This window comes from Sphingomonas naasensis, assembly GCF_004792695.1.
GTDB lineage: Bacteria > Pseudomonadota > Alphaproteobacteria > Sphingomonadales > Sphingomonadaceae > Sphingomonas > Sphingomonas naasensis.
On record NZ_SRXU01000005.1, the window covers coordinates 193,983 to 212,950 of the forward strand.

At 67.9% G+C, this 18,968-nt stretch carries 20 protein-coding genes, 1 tRNA gene and 1 pseudogene; 14 read left to right on the plus strand and 8 right to left on the minus strand.

Features of this window, described 5'->3' with window-relative positions; translation table 11 throughout:
- Position 1 precedes the first annotated feature (1 nt).
- On the minus strand, positions 2-1,111 hold the full coding sequence (gene mnmA / locus E5A74_RS12855; protein ID WP_420822500.1) for a tRNA 2-thiouridine(34) synthase MnmA: 1,110 nt from the start codon (positions 1,109-1,111) through the stop codon (positions 2-4).
- A 159-nt stretch (positions 1,112-1,270) separates the two neighbouring features.
- On the opposite strand from mnmA, the gene E5A74_RS12860 reads away from it, so the two are divergent.
- The 3 genes from E5A74_RS12860 to E5A74_RS12870 all read left to right on the plus strand — a co-directional run bounded on the left by E5A74_RS12860 (position 1,271) and on the right by E5A74_RS12870 (position 2,344).
- Complete coding sequence (locus E5A74_RS12860) at positions 1,271-1,498, plus strand: hypothetical protein (protein WP_240699796.1); 228 nt, start codon at positions 1,271-1,273, stop codon at positions 1,496-1,498.
- Positions 1,499-1,598: 100 nt separating this feature from the next.
- Positions 1,599-1,898 (plus strand): CtrA inhibitor SciP, encoded by a 300-nt coding sequence (gene sciP / locus E5A74_RS12865; protein WP_086127932.1) that lies wholly within the window; start codon positions 1,599-1,601, stop codon positions 1,896-1,898.
- A gap of 191 nt (positions 1,899-2,089) precedes the next feature.
- Positions 2,090-2,344, plus strand: coding sequence for a GlsB/YeaQ/YmgE family stress response membrane protein (locus E5A74_RS12870; RefSeq protein WP_135985547.1), 255 nt, complete (start codon positions 2,090-2,092; stop codon positions 2,342-2,344).
- A gap of 60 nt (positions 2,345-2,404) precedes the next feature.
- Here E5A74_RS12870 and E5A74_RS12875 read toward each other — a convergent pair whose 3' ends face one another.
- Complete coding sequence (locus E5A74_RS12875) at positions 2,405-3,127, minus strand: SIMPL domain-containing protein (RefSeq protein ID WP_135985549.1); 723 nt, start codon at positions 3,125-3,127, stop codon at positions 2,405-2,407.
- Positions 3,128-3,210: 83 nt separating this feature from the next.
- Positions 3,211-3,471 (minus strand): GlsB/YeaQ/YmgE family stress response membrane protein, encoded by a 261-nt coding sequence (locus tag E5A74_RS12880; protein ID WP_135985552.1) that lies wholly within the window; start codon positions 3,469-3,471, stop codon positions 3,211-3,213.
- A 229-nt stretch (positions 3,472-3,700) separates the two neighbouring features.
- On the opposite strand from E5A74_RS12880, the gene E5A74_RS12885 reads away from it, so the two are divergent.
- From E5A74_RS12885 to E5A74_RS12900, 4 genes are all read left to right on the plus strand, one after another.
- A complete protein-coding gene (locus tag E5A74_RS12885; RefSeq protein ID WP_135985554.1) occupies positions 3,701-4,903 on the plus strand; it encodes an efflux RND transporter periplasmic adaptor subunit in 1,203 nt (400 codons plus the stop codon).
- Positions 4,904-4,915: 12 nt separating this feature from the next.
- On the plus strand, positions 4,916-8,071 hold the full coding sequence (locus E5A74_RS12890; protein WP_135985556.1) for an efflux RND transporter permease subunit: 3,156 nt from the start codon (positions 4,916-4,918) through the stop codon (positions 8,069-8,071).
- A gap of 88 nt (positions 8,072-8,159) precedes the next feature.
- Complete coding sequence (locus E5A74_RS12895; protein WP_135985558.1) at positions 8,160-9,368, plus strand: DUF445 domain-containing protein; 1,209 nt, start codon at positions 8,160-8,162, stop codon at positions 9,366-9,368.
- A 22-nt stretch (positions 9,369-9,390) separates the two neighbouring features.
- Positions 9,391-9,801, plus strand: a complete 411-nt coding sequence (locus tag E5A74_RS12900) for a nuclear transport factor 2 family protein (protein WP_166745753.1) — start codon at positions 9,391-9,393, stop codon at positions 9,799-9,801.
- A gap of 24 nt (positions 9,802-9,825) precedes the next feature.
- Here the strand turns inward: E5A74_RS12900 and E5A74_RS12905 are convergent, their stop codons facing one another.
- Both E5A74_RS12905 and E5A74_RS12910 read right to left on the minus strand, forming a co-directional pair.
- On the minus strand, positions 9,826-10,296 hold the full coding sequence (locus E5A74_RS12905; protein WP_135985563.1) for a pyridoxamine 5'-phosphate oxidase family protein: 471 nt from the start codon (positions 10,294-10,296) through the stop codon (positions 9,826-9,828).
- Positions 10,297-10,343: 47 nt separating this feature from the next.
- Positions 10,344-11,015, minus strand: a complete 672-nt coding sequence (locus E5A74_RS12910; protein ID WP_135985565.1) for an HAD family hydrolase — start codon at positions 11,013-11,015, stop codon at positions 10,344-10,346.
- 77 nt (positions 11,016-11,092) lie between these two features.
- Here E5A74_RS12910 and E5A74_RS12915 point away from each other — a divergent pair, with 77 nt between their 5' ends.
- The 4 genes from E5A74_RS12915 to E5A74_RS12930 are packed head-to-tail and all read left to right on the plus strand — an operon-like array spanning position 11,093 to position 14,577.
- Positions 11,093-12,202 (plus strand): ABC transporter permease, encoded by a 1,110-nt coding sequence (locus E5A74_RS12915; protein ID WP_135985567.1) that lies wholly within the window; start codon positions 11,093-11,095, stop codon positions 12,200-12,202.
- Entirely contained in the window at positions 12,202-13,005 is an 804-nt protein-coding gene (locus E5A74_RS12920; protein ID WP_135985884.1) for an ABC transporter ATP-binding protein, read from the plus strand. Before E5A74_RS12915 ends, E5A74_RS12920 begins: the two co-directional genes overlap by 1 nt.
- A gap of 7 nt (positions 13,006-13,012) precedes the next feature.
- Entirely contained in the window at positions 13,013-13,975 is a 963-nt protein-coding gene (locus tag E5A74_RS12925; RefSeq protein WP_135985569.1) for an MlaD family protein, read from the plus strand.
- Between the two features lie 8 nt (positions 13,976-13,983).
- Entirely contained in the window at positions 13,984-14,577 is a 594-nt protein-coding gene (locus E5A74_RS12930; RefSeq protein ID WP_135985886.1) for an ABC-type transport auxiliary lipoprotein family protein, read from the plus strand.
- Positions 14,578-14,580: 3 nt separating this feature from the next.
- Here the strand turns inward: E5A74_RS12930 and E5A74_RS12935 are convergent, their stop codons facing one another.
- The gene (locus E5A74_RS12935) at positions 14,581-15,456 is read right to left on the minus strand and encodes a peptidylprolyl isomerase (RefSeq protein ID WP_135985571.1); all 876 of its coding nucleotides are present in this window, start codon (positions 15,454-15,456) and stop codon (positions 14,581-14,583) included.
- Positions 15,457-15,532: 76 nt separating this feature from the next.
- Between E5A74_RS12935 and E5A74_RS12940 the strand changes: the two genes are divergently transcribed.
- The 3 genes and pseudogenes from E5A74_RS12940 to E5A74_RS12950 all read left to right on the plus strand — a co-directional run.
- Positions 15,533-15,623 (plus strand) — tRNA-Ser (locus tag E5A74_RS12940).
- 151 nt (positions 15,624-15,774) lie between these two features.
- Positions 15,775-16,233 carry a tyrosine-type recombinase/integrase gene (locus tag E5A74_RS12945; protein ID WP_240699797.1) on the plus strand — a complete coding sequence of 153 codons (459 nt, stop codon included), beginning with the start codon at positions 15,775-15,777 and terminating at the stop codon, positions 16,231-16,233.
- Positions 16,197-16,469, plus strand: a pseudogene (locus E5A74_RS12950) (nucleotidyltransferase domain-containing protein); the annotation flags it as partial. The gene E5A74_RS12945 and the pseudogene E5A74_RS12950, both read left to right, overlap by 37 nt.
- A 474-nt stretch (positions 16,470-16,943) precedes the next feature.
- Here E5A74_RS12950 and E5A74_RS12955 read toward each other — a convergent pair.
- Together E5A74_RS12955 and E5A74_RS12960 are read right to left on the minus strand one after the other, a co-directional pair.
- Positions 16,944-18,284 carry a sensor histidine kinase gene (locus E5A74_RS12955; RefSeq protein ID WP_135985573.1) on the minus strand — a complete coding sequence of 447 codons (1,341 nt, stop codon included), beginning with the start codon at positions 18,282-18,284 and terminating at the stop codon, positions 16,944-16,946.
- Entirely contained in the window at positions 18,281-18,967 is a 687-nt protein-coding gene (locus tag E5A74_RS12960; RefSeq protein ID WP_135985575.1) for a winged helix-turn-helix domain-containing protein, read from the minus strand. The genes E5A74_RS12955 and E5A74_RS12960 overlap by 4 nt, the downstream gene beginning before the upstream one ends.
- Position 18,968 lies beyond the last annotated feature (1 nt).

Sequence of the window (18,968 nt, forward strand, 5' to 3'; positions counted from 1 at the left end):
GCTAGACCGACGCCAACTCGGCGCGTTCGGTCTCGGCGATCCAGCCGCCGCCGAGCACGCGATCGCCGGCGTAGAGCACCGCTGCCTGGCCGGGTGCGACGCCATATTCGGGGGTCTCGAAGACCACGCGCCCCTCCACGAACCGCGCGGGCACCGGCTTGGCGAGGCTGCGCACCTTGGCCGTCATCGGGCCGGCATAATCGCCGCCGAGCCAGTTGACGCCTTCGATCCGCGCGGCGCGGACCGCGAGCGCGCGCTTGGGACCGACGATCACCTCGCGCGTCACCGGATCGAGCCGGAGGACATAATAAGGCTCGGGCGCCCCGCCGATCTCGAGCCCGCGGCGCTGGCCGACGGTGAAGTGGATCAGGCCCTTGTGCGCGCCGAGCGTGCGGCCGGACTCGTCGACGATCGCGCCGTGCGTCTCGGCATCGGGGCGCAGCTTCTTGACCAGCGACGCATAGTCGCCATCGGGGACGAAGCAGATGTCCTGGCTGTCGGGCTTGGCGGCGACGCCGAGGCCGAGCTCGGCGGCGAGCTCGCGCACGCGCGGCTTGGGCAGGCCGCCCAGCGGAAAGCGCAGGAAATCGAGCTGCGCCTGGGTGGTCGCGAACAGGAAATAGCTCTGGTCGCGCGCCGGATCGGCGGCGCGATGGAGCTCGGCGCCCGCCGGGCCCTCGACGCGGCGGACATAATGGCCGGTGGCGAGGCAATCGGCGCCGAGGTCGCGCGCGAGCGCGAACAGATCGGTGAATTTCGGCCCCATGTTGCACTTCACGCACGGGATCGGGGTGCGCCCGGCGAGATATTCGTCGGCGAAATCGTCGATCACCGTCTCGCGGAAGCTCGAGGCGTGATCGAAGACATAGTGCGCGATGCCGAGCCGATCGCAGACCGCGCGCGCGTCGCGGATGTCGCGGCCGGCGCAGCAGCTGCCGGCGCGGCCGACCGCCTCGCCATGATCATAGAGCTGGAGCGTCACGCCGATCGTCTCGGCGCCGCTCCGCGCGGCGAGCGCGGCGACCACCGAGGAATCGACGCCGCCCGACATGGCGACGACGATCCGCCGCTTCGCGAGCGGCCCGGCCAGTTGAAAATCTGCGGGAATCACGCCTGCGCACATAGGCGCTTGTCGCCGTCTGATCCAGTCCGCGCCCGGAAACACCTTGGCAATGCAGGTTAAGCGAGCGTTCCCGCCGGCTTTACGGGCCCTTCATCCTGCTTCGCTAAAGCTCGTCGACCAAGGGCAATCGAGACGGGATTCGTATCTGTGGATTTGAGCTTCGCCAGACTGGATCGCGACGTGGCGGTCACCGCCATGCCGACCGAGCTGGCGGTGCTGCTGGTCGGCGTCGCGGCGCGACAGGCGGCGAGCCCCACGGCATGCGCCCAGACCCGGCTCATGCTGGCGGCACCTGCCGACCTGCTGCTCGCTCCCGCTCACGGCGCTTTCCATCGCGCCGCTGCGCGGGCGCTAACCCGGCGGAAAGAGGAGTGAAGCCGGCGTTTACCGTGGCGTTTTAGCCGTTGTTCAAGCGCTGCCGATATTGGTCGTTGAAGTTGAGTAACGGGGGCCCCCGCCCCGATGAGGCAAGTAGATGATTGAAAACCAGAAGATCCGTCCTGCGAAAGTGATCGGGCCGCTCGGCGAGCCGCTGACGCTCGAAACGCTGCCGCCGCCCGAGACCACCCGCTGGGTGGTCCGCCGCAAGGCCGAGGTGGTCGCCGCGGTCAATGGCGGGCTGCTGAGCGTGGACGAGGTCTGCGAGCGCTACGGCCTCACCGTCGAGGAATTCGCCGGCTGGCAGCGCGCGATCGACCGCTCGGGCATGCCGGGCCTGCGCGTCACCCGCATCCAGCATTATCGCTCGCTCTACGAGCGTCAGCAGAAATACTGAATCAGCCCTCCCATCGGGCCTGAGCGGCGCGTTCCCGAGCCCCGGGGACGCGCCGTTTTCGTCTCCGCCACGGCTGAAGAGCTGGAAGGTTCCACGAGCGCATCGAAAAATCGATACGGAACCAACATAAGTGTTGGCGGATTTTTCCCTACGTCGCCCGGACCGCCGGGCTAGAAACGGAGGGACTTGTCATGGGTCTTATTGTTTGGCTCGTCATTGGCGGCGTCGTCGGCTGGCTGGCGAGCATCGTCATGCGTACGGATGCCCAGCAGGGCATCTTCCTCAACGTCGTGGTCGGCATCGTCGGCGCGTTCATCGGTGGCCTGCTGTTCGGCGGCTCGATCAACAATGGCGCGATCACCCCGATGACCTTCCTCGTCTCGCTGGTGGGTGCGATCATCCTGCTCGCGATCGTCAACCTGGTGCGTCGCGGCGCGGTTCGCTAACCCCGGCACGCACAACCAAAAGGGGCCGCCCGGCGACGGGCGGCCCCTTTTTCGTGCGCGCTACTTCAGGACGAAGCGCACCGCGAGGGTAACGCGCAGCTCCTGCTCGCCCGGGGCGATCTCGGTCGCCTTGTCGGCGGCGAAGCTCTGCGCGCGCGCCATCATCACCGGCATCGGCGGCGGCATCGCATTGCTCTCGGAGATCGACAGGATGCGATCGACCCGCAGCCCCGCGGCCTTGGCGTAGAGCTCGGCGCGCGCCCGCGCGGTGGCGACTGCGGCGGTGCGCGCCTCGTCGAGCGCGGCTTCGGGCTTCTCGATCAGGAGATTGGGACCCGAGATGTTGTTGGCGCCCTGCCTGACCAGCGCATCGAGGATCGCGCCGCTCTTCGCGATGTCGCGGAAGCGCACGCTCACCTGATTGCTCGCCTGATAGCCCGTGATCACCGGCGGCTCGTTCTGCGCGTAGCGATATTGCGGGCTGAGCGTCAGGTTCGCGGTCTGGATGTCGCGCTCGGCGATGCCGGCGCGGCGCAGCGCCGCCAGCACCGACGCCATGCGCGTGCTGTTCTGGCGCATCGCCTCGTCCGCCCCCGCGGCCTGGGTGACCACCCCCGCCTGAATCATCGCGAGATCGGGGGTGCGCGTGCTGACGCCCTCCGCCGAGACCTCGAGCATGGTGCCGTCAAGCGGCAGCATCATCGGCCGCGCCTCCTGCGCCGAGGCGGGCGGCGCCGCGAGGCCGAGGGCGGCGGCGGTGGCGAACAGTGCGAAGCGAATCATCGATACTCTCCCGGAATGACCATCCCGTCCGCCCCTGCATCATGCCGGACGCACCGAAGCTGAACGGACGCGAAGGCTCGCGTTCAGATCCGCCGCGCCATGATCAACCGATAGGCGGCGAGAAGGATCACGGCGCCGCCGGCGGCGGCGGCATAGGCCTGCAGCCGGCTGTGCCCGAGATCGATGCCGAGCAGCTGGGAGATGTAGAATGCGAGCATCGCGCCGACGATGCCGACGAGGATGGTGACGATGATGCCGCCCGGATCGCGGCCCGGCATGATCAACTTGCCGAGCGCCCCGGCGACGAGACCGATGAGAAGCCAGCCGAGGATACCCTGGGGCATGCGATCCCTCCGTTGCGCCCGTTTTTCGGGCTGGAAACCAGCGTCGCGCCGCATGCTCGCTATTGCAACCGTTTCTTGGGCCCAACGATCGCGATCTTGCGAAAAAGGCCCAGAACGGGCATTGCGCGCCGCACAAAGCGAAACGGCTCTTGTGGGCAGTGCTTTATTCATCTAATACAGTGCGATCAAGAGGGGCATCGGCCATCGCGGCCGGACAGGAAGCTCGCACATGAACTATGAGGCAGGGATGTTCGGACGACAGGAGCGGCTGGAGTTCACCGGCGAGGAAACCACGCGCAAGAGCCGGCGCTGGCTGTGGATCGTCGCCGCGGCGATCGTCGTGGTCGGGGCACTCGCGTTTTTCATGATGAGCGGCTCGAAGAGCGAAGCCCCCAAGGGCGCCGCCGGCAAGGCCGGCCCCGCCGATGCCAGCCAATCGCAGATCCCGACGGTGACCGTCGCGACTCCGGGCCGGCGCACCATCGAGACGATCGTCACCGGAACCGGCAGCCTCGCCGCGCGGCGTGAAATGCCGGTCGGCGTGGTCGGCGAAGGCGGCGTGGTCACCCGCGTGCTGGTCGAGCCGGGCAGCTGGGTCGGCAAGGGCGCGGTGCTCGCCACGGTCGATCGCAGCGTGCAGGCGCAGACCGCCGAATCGCTCGCCGCGTCGGTGCGCGTCGCGCAGGCCGATGCCCGCCTCGCCCAGTCCGAGCTCGACCGCGCCCAGCGGCTCGTCTCGAACGGCTTCATCTCCAAGGCGGATATCGACCGCAAGACCGCGACGCGCGACCAGGCGCAGGCGCGCGTCCGTGTGGCGCAGGCCCAGCTCGCCGAGACGCAGGCGCGCAACCGCCGGCTCGACATCCGCGCGCCCGAGGCCGGGCTGGTGCTGACGCGCCAGGTCGAGCCGGGCCAGATCGTCAGCGGCGGATCGGGCGTGCTGTTCCGCATGGCGATGGCCGGCCAGATGGAGCTGCGCACCCAGCTTTCCGAAGTCGACCTCCAGCGGCTCCGTCCCGGCGCGCAGGCGCAGGTGACCCCGACCGGCACCACCCAGACGTTCAAGGGCGAAGTCTGGCAGGTCTCGCCGGTGATCGACCCGCAGACCCGCCAGGGCATCGCCCGCGTCTCGCTCAGCTATGATCCGGCGCTGCGCCCGGGCGGCTTCGCCAGCGCGCGCATCATCGCCGGCGGGCTGACCGCGGTGATGCTGCCGCAGTCGGCGGTGCAGAGCGACAATGACGGCAATTTCGTCTACATCATCGACGACAAGAACCAGGCGGTGCGCCGCGGCGTCACCACCGGCGACGTCTCGGAAGCAGGCGTCGCGATCACCGGCGGGCTCAACGGCAGCGAGCGCGTGGTGCTCACCGCGGGCGCCTTCCTCAATCCCGGTCAGAAGGTCATCCCGAACCTTCAGAAGTCGAAGTAAGGGCAAAACGCCATGAGCTTCCGGAACATCTCCGCCTGGGCGATCCGCAACCCGGTTCCGCCGATCGTCCTCTTCCTGTTCCTGACGATCGCCGGGCTGGTGTCGTTCAGCAAGATGGACGTCAACAACGATCCGGACATCGACTTCCCGATCGTGTGGATCTCGATCAGCCAGCCGGGCGCCGCGCCGAGCGAGCTCGAGAACCAGATCACCCAGAAGGTCGAATCGGCGGTTCGCAGCCTGCAGGGCATCGACGAGATCAACTCGACCGTTTCGGAAGGCAACAGCCAGACCGTCGTCCAGCTCGACATCGGCATGCCGATCGATCGCGCGGTGGAGGACGTGCGCAGCGCGATCCAGCAGATCCGCGGCGACTTGCCCGACGGCATCCTCGAGCCGCAGATCGGCCGGGTCGACACGGCGAGCGACAACGACATCGCGAGCTTCACCGCGGTTGCCACCGACATGACGGTGGCCGACCTCAGCTGGTACATCGACAACAGCGTCGCCAAGGAACTGCTCGCGGTTTCGGGCATGTCGGCGGTCGAGCGCAACGGCGGCGTCGATCGCGAGATCCGCGTCATCCTCGATCCCGCGCGGCTCCAGTCGGTCGGGCTCACGGCGAGCCAGGTCAACCAGCAGCTCCGCCAGGTCAATCTCAACGCGGCCGGCGGCCGCGCCGAGATTTCGGGCTTCGAGCAATCGGTGCGCGTGATCGGCAATGCCGACAATGCGTGGCGCCTCGGCCAGACCCAGATCTCGACCGGCGGCGGCCGGACGGTGCGGCTCGCCGACATCGCCACCGTCAAGGACGCCTATGCCGAACAGCGCAGCATGGCGAAGTATAACGGCCATCAGGTGATCTCGTTCGACATCAAGCGCGCCAAGGGCGCGTCGGACGTGATGGTGTTCCACGACGCCGAGAAGGCGCTGAAGAAGCTCGAGGAGCGCAACCCCAAGGTCCGCTTCGAGCTGCTCAACAACAATTCGAAATATGCCGAGCAGCAATATCACACGGCGATGGAAGCGATGATCGAAGGCGCGGTCCTCGCGGTGATCGTCGTGTTCATCTTCCTGCGCGACTGGCGGGCGACCGCGATCTCGGCGCTGGCGATTCCGCTCTCGGCGATCCCCAGCTTCTGGTTCATGGACATGCTGGGCTTCACGCTCAACCAGATGACGCTGCTGGCGCTCAGCCTCGTGGCGGGCGTGCTGGTGGACGACGCGATCGTCGAGATCGAGAATATCGTCCGGCACATGCGCATGGGCAAATCGGCCTATCAGGCGTCGATCGACGCCGCCGACGAGATCGGCGTCGCGGTGCTCGCCACGACGATGTCGATCGTCGCAGTGTTCCTCCCCGTCGGCCTGATGCCGGGCATTTCGGGGCAGTTCTTCAAGAATTTCGGCCTGACCGTGGTCGCCGCGGTGCTGATGTCGCTCGCCGTCGCGCGCATGCTCACGCCGATGATCGCGGCCTATTTCCTCAAGGCCAAGGGCCATGCCAGCCATGGCGAGGGCCGGATCATGGACGCCTATACCGGCCTGCTGCGCTGGACGCTCCGGCATCGCTGGTCGGCGATCGTCGGCTATGTGCTGTCGCTTGGCGCGACCGTGTTCTTCTTCGCCACCATGCCGATGACGTTCCAGCCGGCGCAGGACCAGGAGAGCGTGACCGCGACGATCGAGATGGTCCCGGGCACGCCGCTCGCCGATACCGAGCGCGTCGTCGCGCAGGTCGCGGGGATCCTGCGGCAGGAGTCGATCGTCACCGACATCTACAGCCGCAGCTTCGTCGGCAACGGCCGCGTCACCGCGCAGCTCAAGGAGAAGCGCGACGAGACGAGCACGGCGTTCGAGAAGCGCGTCGCGCCCAAGCTGATCGCGATCCCCGATGCGCGCGTGAACTTCCGTTCGCAGTTCGGCTGGGGCTCGAGCGGCCGCGACCTGACGATCACGCTGGGTGGCGAGGATCCCGCGCTGCTCAACGACACCGCGAACAAGCTGGTCAAGCAGATGGAGGGGATGAAGGAAGTCGTGGCGCCGCGCGTCGCGGGCGATCTCAACCGTCCCGAGATCGTGATCCGTCCGCGGCTCGATCTCGCCGCCAATCTGGGCGTGACCACCGCCGCGCTGTCGAGCGCGATCCGCATCGCGACGCTGGGCGACATCGACCAGAACAGCGCGAAATTCTCGCTCTCCGACCGCCAGATCCCGATCCGGGTGGCGCTCGACGAGGATGCCCGCGCCAAGCTGTCGACGATCCAGAACATGCCGGTGCAGACCCAGACCGGCGGCTCGGTGCCGCTCTCGGTGGTCGCCGATATCGGCTTCGGCGCAGGCCCGACGCGCATCCAGCGCCTCAACCTGCAGCGCCGCCTCGTCGTCGGCGCCGACCTCGCCATGGACCCGGCGACCGGCAAGCCCTTCGTCAACAACGAGGTGATGAAGAAGATCAACGAGCTGCCGATCATGAAGAACCTGCCGCAGGGCGTCGGTCAGATGACCGTCGGCCAGGCCAAGTGGCAGGCGGAGATGCTCAACAACTTCTTCGTCGCGCTGGCATCGGGCATCTTCCTCGTCTTCGCGGTGCTGGTGCTGCTCTATCGCCGCTTCGTCTCGCCGCTGGTCAACATGGGGTCGCTGCTCAACGCCCCGCTCGGCGGCCTGATCGCGCTCAAGCTGTTCGGCATGCCGCTGTCGCTGCCGGTGTTCATCGGCATCCTGATGCTGTTCGGCATCGTCGCGAAGAACTCGATCCTGCTGGTCGACTTCGCGCTCGAGGAGATGGCCAAGGGCGTCGACAAGTTCACTGCGATCGTCGACGCCGGGCACAAGCGCGCCCAGCCGATCGTGATGACCACCATCGCGATGGTCGCGGGCATGGTGCCGACGGCGCTTTCGCTCAGCGGCGACTCGTCGTGGCGCGCGCCGATGGGCGTGGTCGTGATCGGCGGCCTCATCCTCTCGACGCTGCTCACGCTGGTGATCGTCCCCGCGCTGTTCAGCCTCGCGGTCGGGCTGGAAGGCTGGCTGGGCCCGCGCCTGTCGCGGCGCCTGCTCACCTACAAGCCGGGCGACGACGGGAGCCGCGTCCTCGGCCAGGCGCATGGCGGCGGGGCGATCGAGCACAAGCCCGGAGACGACACCCCGCAACCTGCGGAGTGAACTTCGCCGCGGTTCGGGTATTGGGGAGCGTGTGACCACGTCGCGCGCTCCCCTTTCGTTAGAGGCCGCCCCCGCGGGCCTCAGGCGCATGCGGCTGGTCGCGACCGGGCTGCTCGTGCTGATGGCCGCGATCTTCGTGGCGGCGCGCTATTTCGACCATCTCCATCCGGCGGTGGGCTATGTCCGCGCCTTTTCCGAGGCGGCGATGGTCGGCGGGCTCGCCGACTGGTTCGCGGTGACCGCTCTGTTCCGCCACCCGCTCCATCTGCCGATCCCGCACACCGCGATCATCCCGCGCAACAAGGACCGGATCGCCGACACGCTCGCCGCCTTCCTGCGCGACAATTTCCTGATCCCGAAAGTGGTGGCGCGGCGGATGCAGCGGCTCAACGTCGCCGGCGCGGCGGGACGCTGGCTCGCCAACCCGCCGATGGGGCGCGGCCGGATCGGCAGCGGCGCCTCGCGGCTCGCCGCCGACATCCTCGAATCGCTCGATCAGGAGCGGCTGGGCGGCATGGCCAAGGGCGCGATCGCGGGGCGGCTGCGCGCGATCGAGATCGCGCCGCTGTTCGGGCAGGCGCTCAACGCGGCGATCGCCAATGGCCGCCATTTGCCGCTGCTCGACGGGATGATCCGCTGGGCCTCGCGCGTGCTCGAAGCCAACGAGCATCTGATCCGCGACATGGTTCATGCCCGCGCCGGCACGGTGATGCGCTGGACCGGGCTCGACGAGACGCTCGCCAGCAAGATCATCGACGGACTGCACAAGCTGATCACCGAAATGGCCGAGGACCCCGACCACCCGCTGCGCGCCAAGGCCGAGGAAGGGCTCGAGCGGCTCGCCCACGACCTCCAGCACAAGCCGGCGCTGCGCGACAAGGTCGAGGCGTTCAAGGGCGAGATGCTCGACAATCAGGCGTTTCATCGCTGGATCGAGGGGCTGTGGGAGGCGAGCCGCGCCGCCTTGCTGCGCGTCGCGCGCGACCCCGAGCGGGCGATGGCCGGCAAGGTCGGCGAGGCGCTCAAGCAGTTCGGCGAGACGCTGCAGACCGACAGGAAGCTCGCCGACACGATCAACCGCTTCGCGCGGCGCAGCGCGGTGGGCGCGGCCTCCGACTATGGCGACGGCATCGTCCGGCTGGTTTCCGACACGATCCGCGGCTGGGATGCGCGGACGGTGACCGGCCGGCTCGAAAATGCCGTCGGCCGCGACTTGCAATATATCCGGATCAACGGGACGTTGGTCGGCGGGCTGGTCGGGGTGGCGATCCACGCCGTGGATGCGGTCCTCCGCTAGAGCCGGGAAAGGGAATTCGCCTATGCTCGTTGCAGCGCTTCTGGCCTTCGCCATCCCCGCCGATCCCGGCCAGGCCGAGATCCTCGCTTTCGCCGATGCGTTCGATCGTGCCCAGCTGGCGCAGGATGCCAAGGCGCTCGAGACGATGGTCGACGACGATCTCGTCTATGTCGACGGCACCGGGAAGCGACAGGGCAAGAAGGCGTTCATCGCGCTGTGGACCACGCCGGGGGACCGGTTCGAGCCGGTGGTGCTGATCGATCGACGCGTGGTGCTGCTCGGCAACGATGCCGCGGTGGTGAATGCCGAGACCATGCTCAGCGGCAGTTCGAACGGCGAGCGCTTCAGCGCGCGGATCCGCTATGCCGACACCTTCCGCCGGATCGGCGGCAAATGGCGCGCGGTGCACATCCAGGTCACGCCGATCCGCTGACGCCGGCGGTGGCGACGGCGCGGCTCAGCCCGTCGCGGTGGCCCGGGTCTCGGGCGTCGCGCCTTCGAGCAGGAACTCGCCCTGATCGGCGCCGTCCCAATAATGCGCGCGGATGCCATGGACCTTGATCAGCGTCAGGCCGGGGGTGTCGACGCCGTCCTCGAACCACAGCGACAGGCCCTTGGTCCAATGTTCCTCGAACCGGGCCTTGTCCTTGATCAACTCGGCCTCGCCTTCGATATGGACGAACACCGGCTTCATGCCGAGCAGCCCGCCTTTGCCGTGGAAGCTCAGCGCGCAGCGCGGGTCGGCGCGCAGATCCTGCACCGTGCGCGTGTCCTCGCAGGCGAAATACCAGCTGTCGCCGTCATATTCGACGTCGCGATTGTTGCTCATCGGGCGCCCGGCGATCGCGCCGCCGTCCGAATGGGTCGAGAGCGTCGCGAAGTCGATGTCCTTGAGGATCTCGGCGAGGTCGGCCAGCGTCTTGGTCATGCATCCTGCTCCGCTTTGTGTGGAGGACAGAACGCCGGCGGCCCGAATTATCTCCAGTCGAGCGCCGTCCAGCCGCGCGCGCCGGCCAGCGCGGCGAGCGGGCCATGGGCGTTCACCGCGAACGCCTCGTCCGCCCATTCGAGCAGCGGCGCATCGGAGACATGGTCCGAATAGGCGCGGATGTGACAATCGGCGCGGGCGAGTCCCGCTTTGGCCATCCAGTCTTCGATCATGCGGAGCTTTACGGGCCCGTAACAGTTATCCCCCTCGATCAGGGAGAGAATACGGCCTTGCCCATCGCGCTTCGCCTGCGTGGCGACCACATCGTCGAACCCGAGCAGCCGCGCGATCGCGCCGGCATAATAGCCGTGCGAGGCCGTCGCCATGACCAGCCGATAGCCGGCAGCACGATCCGCCGCGATGCGTTCGCGCGCGCCGTGGAGCACACCCGTTTCGATTTCGGCCGCGGCGAACGACTCTGCGACCGCAGCGAGATCGGCTTCGCCGAGCGCGCGCCCGAGCAGCAGGCGGTGCGAGAGCTGCTTCAGCCCGGCGCGATCGACAAGCCGGACCAGATAGCCGAGCCCCGCCGCGCCGACGACCGGCATCAGCGCGAGGCGCCACGGCGCGCGCATCCGCGCGGCATGGACGAGGAATCGCGTCCAGGTCGGTGCCGCGGTGATGGTCTTGTCCATGTCGTAGATTGCGAGGCGCTGCATCGGGCGCATCTAGGCCTTCTCAGCATGGCAGAGCAAATCCTTGCCGATCCATCGCGAATCGCCGAAAGGTGGCGACGATGAGGGGAAGCGCGGATTTCGAACGGGTCGACTCGGGCGGCGGCACGACGCTGCGCTTCACGGGCAATTTGTCGCTCGCCTGCCTGCGCGACCTGCCCGAGCGGCTGGGCGCGATCGACGAGCCCGTCGCCAAGCTGGATCTGAGCGAAGTCGAGCGGATCGACACGGTCGGCGCGTGGCTGATCCATCGCCTCGCGCGCGACAAGGGCGCGGCGATCGAGGGGCTCGAGCCCGACGAGCAGCATCTGCTCGATCAGGTCGCCGCCGCCGAGCATCCGATCGAGCTGCCGCGCAAGCCCGCCGATCCGTTCACCCGGATGCTCGGCGAAATCGGCGACGCGGTGTTCACCGCGGGGCACACGCTCTACGGCCTGCTCGGCTTTCTCGGCGCCACGCTGCTCGCCTTCTGGAACGTCGCGACGCATCCGAAGCGCTTCCGCTTCAATGCCACGGTGCATCGCTTCGAGGTCGTCGGCGTCTCGGCGCTGGGCATCATCGGGCTGATGAGCTTCCTGATCGGCATCGTCATCGCGCAGCAAGGCGCGGTGCAGCTCCGCCAGTTCGGCGCCGAGGTCTACACGATCAATCTCGTCGGGCGGATCACCCTGCGCGAGCTCGGCGTGCTGATGACTGCGATCATGGTCGCCGGGCGCTCGGGATCGGCCTTCGCCGCGCAGATCGGCACGATGAAGCTCACCGAAGAGATCGACGCGATGCGCACGATCGGCGTCTCGCCGATGGAGGCGCTGGTGGTGCCGCGCACGCTCGCGGTGGTGCTGATGATGCCGCTGCTCGGCTTCTACGCCTCGCTGGTCGCGATCATGGGCGGCGGGCTGCTCTGCTGGATCAGTCTCGACATTCCGCCGGTCACCTTCATCCAGCGCATCCGCGAAGTCGTGCCGCTCACCGATCTGTGGGTCGGGCTGGTCAAGGCGCCGGTGTTCGGCGCGATCATCGCGATGTCGGGCTGCTTCCAGGGCATGCAGGTCGAGGCCGATGCCGAGCAGGTCGGCCGCCGGACCACGGTCGCGGTGGTGCAGGCGATCTTCCTCGTGATCGTGCTCGACGCCTTCTTCGCGGTGTTCTTCAGCGAGGTGGGCTGGATATGATGGCGCGCCGCGAGCAGGACGAGGTGATCATCCGCGTCCGCGACCTCAAGAACGGTTTCGGCGAGCAGATCGTCCATGACGGGCTCGAGCTCGACGTGCGCCGCGGCGAGATCCTCGGCGTGGTCGGCGGATCGGGCACCGGCAAATCGGTGCTGATGCGCTCGATCATCGGGCTGCAGACGCCGATCGAAGGCAGCGTTGAGGTGTTCGGCGAGAACACGATCGGGCGCGAGGAGACCGACGCGATCAACATCCGCAAGCGCTGGGGCATCCTGTTCCAGGGCGGCGCGCTGTTCTCGACGCTGACCGTCGCCGAGAACGTCCAGGTACCGATCAAGGAATTCTACCCGGGGCTCGACCAGGCGCTGCTCGACGAGATCGCCGCGTACAAGGTGGTGATGACCGGGCTGCCGCCCGATGCGGGGCCCAAATATCCGGCCGAGCTCTCGGGCGGCATGAAGAAGCGCGCCGGCCTCGCCCGCGCGCTGGCGCTCGATCCCGAGCTTCTGTTCCTCGACGAGCCGACCGCCGGGCTCGACCCGATCGGCGCGGCGGCGTTCGACGAGCTCACCGCCTCGCTGCAGAAGACGCTGGGACTGACGGTGTTCCTGATCACCCACGATCTCGATACGCTCTACGCGATCTGCGACCGGGTCGCGGTGCTCGCCGACAAGCGCGTGATCGCGGTCGGGACGATCGACGAGCTGCTCGCGCTGGATCACCCCTGGATTCAGGAATATTTCAATGGACCGCGCGGCCGCGCCGCGGTCGCCAGCGCCGAAAAGGCGCAAGCGGGAACATGAGGCTCTGATGGAAACGCGATCGAACCATGTACTCGTCGGCGCCGTGGTGCTGATCCTGCTCGCCGTGCTCGCGCTGTTCATCGTCTGGCTGGCGCGATTGGGCGGCGGCAACGAGCGCGAATACGACATCTTCTTCAAACAAGCGGTCGACGGGCTCAATCGAGGCTCGACGGTGAGCTTCTCGGGCGTGCCTTCCGGGCAGGTCAAGGATATCAGCTTCTGGAAGCCCGATCCCAGCCTGGTCCGCGTGCGGATCAGCGTGAACGACGATGTGCCGATCCTCGAGGGCACCACCGCCTCGATCCAGGGCAGCTTCACCGGGCCGAGCACCGTCCAGCTCGACGGCGCAGTCAAGGGCGCGCCACCGATCGTCTGCCCCGAGGATCACCCGCGCGCGGCCTGCCCGCTCGGCGTTCCCGTGATCCCGACCAAGCAGGGCGGCCTCGGCGCGCTGCTGAGCTCTGCGCCGCAGCTGCTCGAGCGCATCTCGACGCTGACCGAGCGCCTCTCCGAGCTGCTCGGCGACAAGAACCAGAATTCGATCGCCGGCATCCTCGCCAACACCAACCGGCTCACCGACGCGCTCGCCGATCGTGGCCCCGAGATCGCCGCGACGCTCGCCGAGACGCGGATTGCGATCCAGAAGTTCGGCGGCGCGACCGAAGAGCTCGGCAAGCTCGCTGCGACGACCAACGGCGTGCTCGCCGACGATGTGCGGCCGACGATCGCCAACCTCAACCGCACGATCGGCGCGGCGCGCAAGTCGATGGAGACGCTCGACGCGACGATCGGCGACGCCCGGCCCGGGCTGCAGGCGCTTTCCAAGAAGACGATCCCCGAGATCGGCCAGCTCGTCCAGGATCTGCGCGTGATGTCGACCAGCCTCGCCTCGGTCGCGGAGAAGCTCGACCAGGGCGGCGCATCGAGCCTGATCGGCTCGCCCAAGCTGCCCGACTACAAGCCCAAATGAGGACCATGATGACCAAGCGCGCTTTGCTCCTCGCCCTGCCGTTGCTCGCGGCTTCGCTGAGCGGCTGCATCTCGTTCGGCGGCAAGCCGCCCAAATCGCTGCTGACGCTGACGCCGAGCGCTACGCTCCCGGTCGGCGAATCACAGCGCTCGAACGTCGCCGCGACGATCACCATCGCGGTGCCGTCGCTGCCGCAGGAGCTCGCCTCGTCGCGCGTGCCAGTCCATTCGGGCGGGACGGCGATCGCCTTCGTCAAGGACGCGCAATGGGTCGAGCGCCCGTCGCAGCTGTTCCAGCGACTGCTCGGCGACACGATCACCGCCAATACCGGCCGGCTGGTGCTCAGCTCGCGCCAGTCGATGCTCGATCCCGGCGCCTATCTGATGGGCGAGCTGCGCCGCTTCGGCGTGGAGGAAGAGACCAGAGAAGCGGTGGTGACCTATGACGCCGCGCTGATCCGCGGACCCGAGAGCGTGGTCGAGAAGCGCCGCTTCGAGGCGCGCGTGCCGGTGACCGAGATCGAGGCGGCACCGGTCGGCGCCGCGCTCAATCAGGCGGCGAACGAGGTCGCCGCACAGGTCGCGGAGTGGGTCGGCAAATAGCCTTTACGGCGCGCGGCGGATCGGCGCCTGCGCGTTGCAGATGTCGGCGCCGCCCGCGGGGACGGTGAAGAAGGGCGGCTTGCGGTTCTCGCGCTCGCGGATCCAAGCGGCGAAGCGTTCATTATCGGTCGCGCGATATTCGAAGCGCGGACGCTCGTCGGCGGGAAGCTGGCTGGCCAGCCGCACCGACAGGATCGGCAGCCGCTCGGCGGGATTCTCGTAGACGCCGAGCGCGCCGCCGCCGCGCGGCAATGCCGACAGCCATTGCATGCCCTCGACGATCCGGCCGACCAGCGCGATGTTGCGATCGAGATGGCGCGGGGCGTGGCCGATCACCGTGTAGAGCTCGGCGCCGCTGCCGGTCGAGGGCGCGAGATCGCGGGCGACGCCGACCATGCCGTAGCAATGCGTCAGCCAGCTGGTCTTGCCGTCGGTGGCGAGCGGCCAGCCATCGGCGCTGTGCGCGGTCTTCACGGCATAGGGATCGGTGCGCGCGAGGCTGGTGATGCCGTCGAAGCGCGGCCATTCATATTCGGCGGGCGGGTTCTCGATGACTTCGGGGGGCAGCGCGGTCTTGTCGTCGCCGCCGCCCCACTGCGTGACGTAATTGTCCTGCACGCGATAGACGCTCGTCCCGTCCCACCAGCGCGCCTCGGCGAGCTTGCGGATATTGGCGACATGCGCAGGCGCATAGCGCGGCGCGAGGCGGATGAAGACCTGGTGCCCGCCGCGCAGCGTCATCACCAGCAGCTCGTTGTCGGGAATCGCCCGCCAGTCGGCCGGCGCGGCATCGGCGGGCGACGGGGCGGCGGGAGCGGTCTGGGCGAGGGCCGGGACGGCGGCGGCGAGCGCGGACAGCGCGAGCAGGGGCTTGAGCATCACCGCAGACTGGCACGCGCACCCGCGCTTGCCTAGCCTCCCGCCACCGGCTAGGGCACGCGGCTTCCGGGTATGCGGAGCGGTGGCCGAGTGGTCGAAGGCGCTCGCCTGGAAAGTGAGTATACGGCAAAACCGTATCGAGGGTTCGAATCCCTCCCGCTCCGCCACTTACGCCTTTTTCGGGCCTCGCCAAAACCCCTGAAAACTGCTAAAAAGCCGCAGAAATCAGCGGTTTTTGTGTTCCGCTGAATTCCACTGGATCCGACACTATCCCAAAAATGTGTGGGGCAAAGTGTGGGGTAATATGGGGTGGACGCGATGGGAAAGCTCACTGCATCGAAGGTCCGGGCGCTCGTTGAGCCAGGACGGTACTCCGACGGCGACGGCCTCTTTCTCGAATTGAACGGCAAAGATTCGGGTCGGTGGCTCCTGCGCGTTCAGATGGGCGGGCGCCGGAGAGACTTCGGGTTGGGTTCGCTGCGGTCGGTCTCACTCGCTGATGCTCGTGAAGCCGCCTTCGTGATGCGAAAGAAGATCGCGCAGGGCATCGATCCGGTCGCCGAGCGGAAGCAGGAGCGGCTGGTGATCCCGACATTCCGCAAGGCGGCCGAGCTGGTTCACGAGGAACACGAGAAAGCCTGGAAGAACGGCAAGCATCAGAACCAGTGGATCGCGACCCTCAAGACCTACGCCTTTCCGAGCCTTGGCGATCGTCTGGTCAGCGAGATCGAGGGGCCGCTGACAAGGGCTATCAGTCCGACTTCGACCTGCTGGTGATCGTCAACCACCCGAAGCTGACCGACCGGGTGGAGTTCTGGTCGTCGGCCGAAGAGCGGCTCAACCGGGAACTTGCCATCACCAAGACACTGCGCACCCCGGTCAATTTTATCGTGCATACGCTGCAGGAGGTGAACGACGGGCTTGCGCACGGGCGCTATTTCTTCATGGACGTCGCCCGTGATGGCATCGCGCTATACCAGAGCGACGACACCGAACTGCACCAGCCCAACCCAGTTCGGTTCCTCCATCGCGATATCTCACTCGCGGTCGTCGCTATTGCCGTTTGCAAACAGGCAGCTGTCGGAGCGGAACGCCCGGCAATGGATTTCCGATCATCTGCCAGGCTCGCATCGCCGGGCACCATGGATTGCGATCAAGATCTTTCATGCAACGATCGCCGACGAGATCCGGAATCAGAAGGCGACCGTACCTTCATCGCCCTCGGATGTGCCGGCCGTCGCCAATACGCTCGGTCGCCACGGCAGATGACGGACTGATGGCAGCGCCCGGAATCACTGATAGCCATGCCGAACGGCTGAGATTGGACCGGCAGCGACAGACTGCTTCGTATTCGCATGAGACGCCGCACCAAGTGTGGGGGAAAACGTGGGTTCGCCAAAGCGGCGCTTTCAGATTCTTCAGCAAAATCAGTTCATTGTTGCCAAATCTAGGATTCCTCCCGCTCCGCCATTTCCGCCGCACCGGTATCATCGAAGCTCGATCGTCACGATCAGGCCGGGTGCGGCGTCGTCGAGCGCGATCGTGCCGCCATGGAGGTGCGCGACGGCCTGGACGAGCGACAGGCCGAGACCCGCGCCCGATCCGCCGCGCGCCACATCGAGGCGACCGAAACGGCGCAGCGCCTCGCCGCGCAGCGCGGGGGCGATACCCGGGCCCGCATCGCGCACCGCGATCCGCACCGCCTCCCGGTCGGCCGTGAGGCGCAGCGTGATCGTGCCGGCACCATAGTGGACGGCATTGTCGATCAGATTGCCCACCGCCTGGGCGAGCAGCTGGCGATGCACCTTCCAGCAGGCGTGCGCCGGCGCCGCGACGACGATCGCGCGCCCCTGATCCTCGACCAGCGGCGCATAGAGCTCGGCGATCGTCGCGAGCAATTCGACGAGATCGGTCTCGGCGAAGCTCTCGCGGCCGATGCCGCCCTCGGCGCGGCTGATGCTCAGCGCGGTCTCGACCAGCGCGAGCAGACGCTCGCCTTCGGCAAGGGCGCGCGCGGCGGCCTCCTGCGCGCCGGGCTCGCGGACCTCGCGCATCACTTGCTCGAGCGCGAGCCGCAGCCGGGTGAGCGGCGATTTGAGATCGTGCGCGAGGCCGTCGGTGGCGATCTTGAGCTCGGCGATCAGCGCGGTGACGCGATCGAGCGTGTGGTTGACCTCGTCGCCCAGCATGCCGAACGCATCGCCCGAGCGATCGTCGGGCACCCGGCGCGTCAGATCGCCGGCGCGCACCGCCTGCAGCGTCGCGATCGTGCCGTCGAGGCGGGCGACGATCAGCCGCGCGGCCAGCCACGCGGCGAGCGCAGCCATGATCAGCGCGAGCGCCAGCGCGAGGGCGCTGGTCTCGCCGAGAAGATCGAGCAGCTGGCGCTCGCTTTCGACGCCGATCCCGGTGAGCAGGCCTTCGCCGCCGGCCAGCCGCGTGGTCCGCACCAGCATCGTCTCGGGCGCGGCATGGCCGATACGGTAGAGCTGGACCTCGATATAGCCGCTCGTCGCGGGCACGCTGGGCGGCCAGCCGCCGAGATTGCCGGCCAGCGCGCGCCCGGCGCCGTCGACGAGCAGCATCACGCCGTTGCGGGTGACTCCCGCGGTCTGGCGCGCTTCGATCTCGCGCGCGAGCGCCGGCGCCCCCCCGCGCGCATAGCTGGCGAGCAGATTCGCGCGAATCGTCTCGGCCGTCGCCGCCGCCGCCTGATCGCTGCGGCCGCGCAGCACCGCGCCGACCGCGGCGAGCAGCACCGCCGCCGCGACGATCTGGCAGAGGAAGACGAGCGCCGCGAAGCGGAACGTCGTCGATCGCCACGTCATGGCGTGGTGCCGAGCCGGTAGCCGGCGCCGCGCACCGTGTGGAGCAGCGGCCGGGCCGCGCCTTCGTCGACCTTCTTGCGCAGCCGGCTGAGATGGACGTCGACGACGTTGGTGCCCGGATCGAAATGATAATCCCACACGCCTTCGAGGAGCATCGTGCGCGTCACCACCTGATCGGCGTGGCGCAGCAGGAACTCGAGCAGGCGGAACTCGCGCGGCTGCAGCTCGACGGCCCGCCCGCCGCGGCGCACGCGGCGGGCGAGCAGATCCATCTCGAGATCGTCGCAGCGCAATACCGTCTCGGGCGCGGCCGAAGCGGTGCCGCGCCGGATCAGCAGGCGAATCCGCGCGAGCAATTCGGCAAAGGCGAACGGCTTGCCAAGATAATCGTCCGATCCGCTGGTCAGCCCCTTGATCCGATCATCGGCGGATCCGAGCGCCGACAGCACGATGACCGGCGTCTCGACGCCCGCGCTGCGCAACGCGCCGAGCACGGCCATCCCGTCGAGCCCGGGCAGCATGCGATCGAGCACGATGCAGGCATAGCTGCCGTCGGTGGCGTGGAAGAGCCCGTCGCGGCCATTATCGGCACGATCGACCACGAATCCCTCTTCCGAGAGCCCCTTTGCGATATAGTGCGCGGTGGCGTCGTCGTCCTCGACGAGCAATATCTTGTGCCCCACC